The sequence below is a fragment of the Kluyvera sp. Awk 3 genome (genome assembly GCF_028069715.1).
GTDB lineage: Bacteria > Pseudomonadota > Gammaproteobacteria > Enterobacterales > Enterobacteriaceae > Kluyvera > Kluyvera georgiana_A.
Genome location: NZ_JANEWH010000241.1, coordinates 1 through 2,804 on the forward strand (window position 1 = coordinate 1; position 2,804 = coordinate 2,804).

Here is a 2,804-nt window from a genome sequence, read left to right on the forward strand (position 1 = left end):
TAGCATGCTATGTATATTATATAGCATGCTATGAAAGCGAAAAGCAACCTTCAATGGGCACCAGAAACCCAGATAACGTTCTGGATAAACCAGGCTTCACGCCTGCTTACACGCACGTTTGAACATCATCTCAGGCCGTATAACTTTGGTATGGCTTATCTCCCTGTCGCTATCGCGTTGGAAGAAAACGGAGAGATGCAGCAGAAACAACTCGCTGAATATGCAGGGGTAGAACAACCTACAATGGCGGCATTGCTGGTACGAATGGAGCGCGATGGATTGATTACCCGTAGACCTAATCCTGTCGACAAAAGGTCAAGCTACATCTCGCTCACACGACAAGCACAGCTAGCGCTGCCCAAAATAAAAGAAAAACTTTATGAAGTGGTCGAGCAGGCTTCCAGTGGCATGACTGAAGAGGAGTGCGGCTTACTCCAGTCATCTTTACAACGAATGATAAAAAACCTTGAATCGCATGAATAAGTACGGCGATGAATACAGCAAGCGCATCTGATTAGCCCCTACTTTCACGAGTAGCGACTCATAGGAAGATTATGCTCGAGCTGCCGAGCATAATCTCCCCACCAGACCTGAGTTTTCCTGCGCCAGCAAGAAGTTCCATCCCCTCAATCTTCCTGCGACATGGTTTCCACCTGGCGCAGAAAATAAACCAGCCAGCGGCAATGCCTCATTCACCTGCTAACTGCGTATCAGAGTACCTCTTCTATCACCCATACGCTGACGCTGCCGCCGTTACAGGTAAAGGTCGCACTGCCTTCTGCGTCGGTCTCCACCACTTCCTCACGGTTATTCAGAAAATCCTTCCAGCGTTTATGGGCATAATTTCCCCCCAGCGACAGCGTTTTTTCTCCCTCATCGCCGTTGGAGAGCACCACCACGCAGCCGGGCATTTCATCGGTGCCGCTGCGGCTAAATGCGATGCAGTTAGGGTGATCGAACCACAGCGTTTGAACGCCATGCGCAAACCGCTGACGCGCGAGGATCAGCTCATGCAGCTGTTCAATAACCGGCATATCGATAGTGTAAGTTTCGCCATCACCGCCAGTGTCCTCATAGTGCGCGCCAAACAGATCCGGATAAAAAACCGAAGGCACACCGTTTTCACGTAACAGGATGAGCGCATAGGCAAGCGGTTTAAACCACGCCTCCACCGGGGCCTCCAGCGCCTGAAGCGGCTGGGTGTCATGGTTGGCGACCAGCGTCACCGCATGGAACGGATCGGCCTCAACCAGCGTCGCGGTGAAAATCTGGCTCATGTCATAGTCGCGACCCATGCGGGAAGCCTCGTGGAAGTTCATCTGCAACGGGGCGTCAAACAGCATCGTTTTTCCCTCAACCTGAGCGATATACTGCTGCAATTTATCCACATCGTGAGACCAGTATTCCGCCACAATGAACAAAGGTTCAGGCGCCACTTCTTGTATATGCTCAATCCATTGCTTATAGAACCAGGCGGGAATATGTTTAACCGCATCAAGACGAAAACCGTCGCAATGCGTTTGTTCGAGCATCCAGCGCGCCCAGTATTTAAGCTCTTCGGTAACGGCCTGATTACGGAAATCAACGTTCTCGCCCATCAGATAATCAAAGTTACCCATTTCGTCATCGACCTGGTCATTCCAGCCTTCACCGGTATAGTCGTTAACGATTTTGAAAATGCCGTCCTCGTCAGGATTCTCGATATGGTCGATGCCGCTAAAGCATTTGAAATCCCAGATAAACTGCGAGTACTTTCCTTCGCGCGCGGGGAATGAATAGCGGGTCCATGCCTCGCACTCGATGATCTCTTCATCAATTTGGGTTCGATCGTCGGCGTTAACACGCTGTACGCGAATATGCTCCTTCTCATCCGCCCCCATCTTATGGTTCAACACCACGTCCATCAGCACCGCAATATTATGCTGTTGCAGTGCATCAATCGCCTGGAGTAACTGGGCTTTATCCCCATATTTTGTGGCAACCGAACCTTTCTGCTCAAACTCCCCCAGGTCAAAAAGATCATAGCTGTCATAGCCAACGGAATAACCACCGGAGGCCCCTTTGCTGGCGGGCGGCAACCAGATCATATTAATGCCAATCTCATGCAAGTTCGGGGCAAGGGCTGCGACCTCTGGCCACAATTCACCGCCAGCGGGGTAATACCAGTGAAAGCATTGTAATAAGGTGGGGTTGCGCATACCTGTTCTCCGTTGAAGGCGACACAAAAACTATAAGAGGGAAATCCACAGGTTGCGAGAATCTGGCCATATGGTCTCCTTACCAGACATGACGTTCTCACTACGCATGATGCGCGCATATTTGACATATCCCATAGCGAGCAAGAAACCATTCCGGGCTTAATCCAGGCTCTATCCGCAATAAAAACTGTCAATAAACTGACAACGAGATAGTCGTTTTATCCATAAACGTCATGAAAAAAACGCTACTTTGACGAAGCGCAAAACATCGCGTTTTCGATCGCGCTATTAATTCACACCGCCAATCTATACCGTCTTGACATGTGAAAGGAGGAGACGATGAAAACCTACGATCGTAACCGTAACGCTATCACGCTCGGCACCCGTGTGATGATTGCCAATAAAGGCGCAACCGGCGTGATTACCGCTATCCATGGTGAAGGTAAAACCGCTGAGCAGCTGCGTCGTGAGAGCTGTGTAGAGATTGACGGCTGTGACGGGACGTTCTGCCCGGTTGATTTGATCCGCCTGGGTCTTAACTGATACGGCAACCGTTTGAGGCCACCCCGGTGGCCTTATTTGTTTTAAGCCGCCCGAGTGAAAAAC

Annotated in this window: 3 protein-coding genes; 2 read left to right on the forward strand and 1 reads right to left on the reverse strand. The window is 50.4% G+C overall.

The features are described from left to right. Nucleotides 1-30 precede the first annotated feature (30 nt). Entirely contained in the window at nt 31-483 is a 453-nt protein-coding gene (locus NNN71_RS24185) for a MarR family winged helix-turn-helix transcriptional regulator (RefSeq protein WP_249021909.1), read from the forward strand. 227 nt (nt 484-710) lie between these two features. Here NNN71_RS24185 and amyA read toward each other — a convergent pair whose 3' ends face one another. Beyond that, nucleotides 711-2,198, reverse strand: coding sequence for an alpha-amylase (amyA, locus tag NNN71_RS24190; RefSeq protein ID WP_271459539.1), 1,488 nt, complete (start codon nt 2,196-2,198; stop codon nt 711-713). 339 nt (nt 2,199-2,537) lie between these two features. On the opposite strand from amyA, the gene ydfZ reads away from it, so the two are divergent. After that, the gene (ydfZ, locus tag NNN71_RS24195) at nt 2,538-2,741 is read left to right on the forward strand and encodes a putative selenium delivery protein YdfZ (RefSeq protein ID WP_163447393.1); all 204 of its coding nucleotides are present in this window, start codon (nt 2,538-2,540) and stop codon (nt 2,739-2,741) included. Nucleotides 2,742-2,804: the final 63 nt, after the last annotated feature.

What these genes read in the sequence shown, in the direction of transcription:
- NNN71_RS24185 (WP_249021909.1), top strand. Translation starts at nt 31, where the DNA reads ATGAAAGCGAAAAGCAACCTTCAATGGGCACCAGAAACCCAGATAACG.
- amyA (WP_271459539.1), bottom strand. Translation starts at nt 2,198, where the DNA reads ATGCGCAACCCCACCTTATTACAATGCTTTCACTGGTATTACCCCGCT.
- ydfZ (WP_163447393.1), top strand. Translation starts at nt 2,538, where the DNA reads ATGAAAACCTACGATCGTAACCGTAACGCTATCACGCTCGGCACCCGT.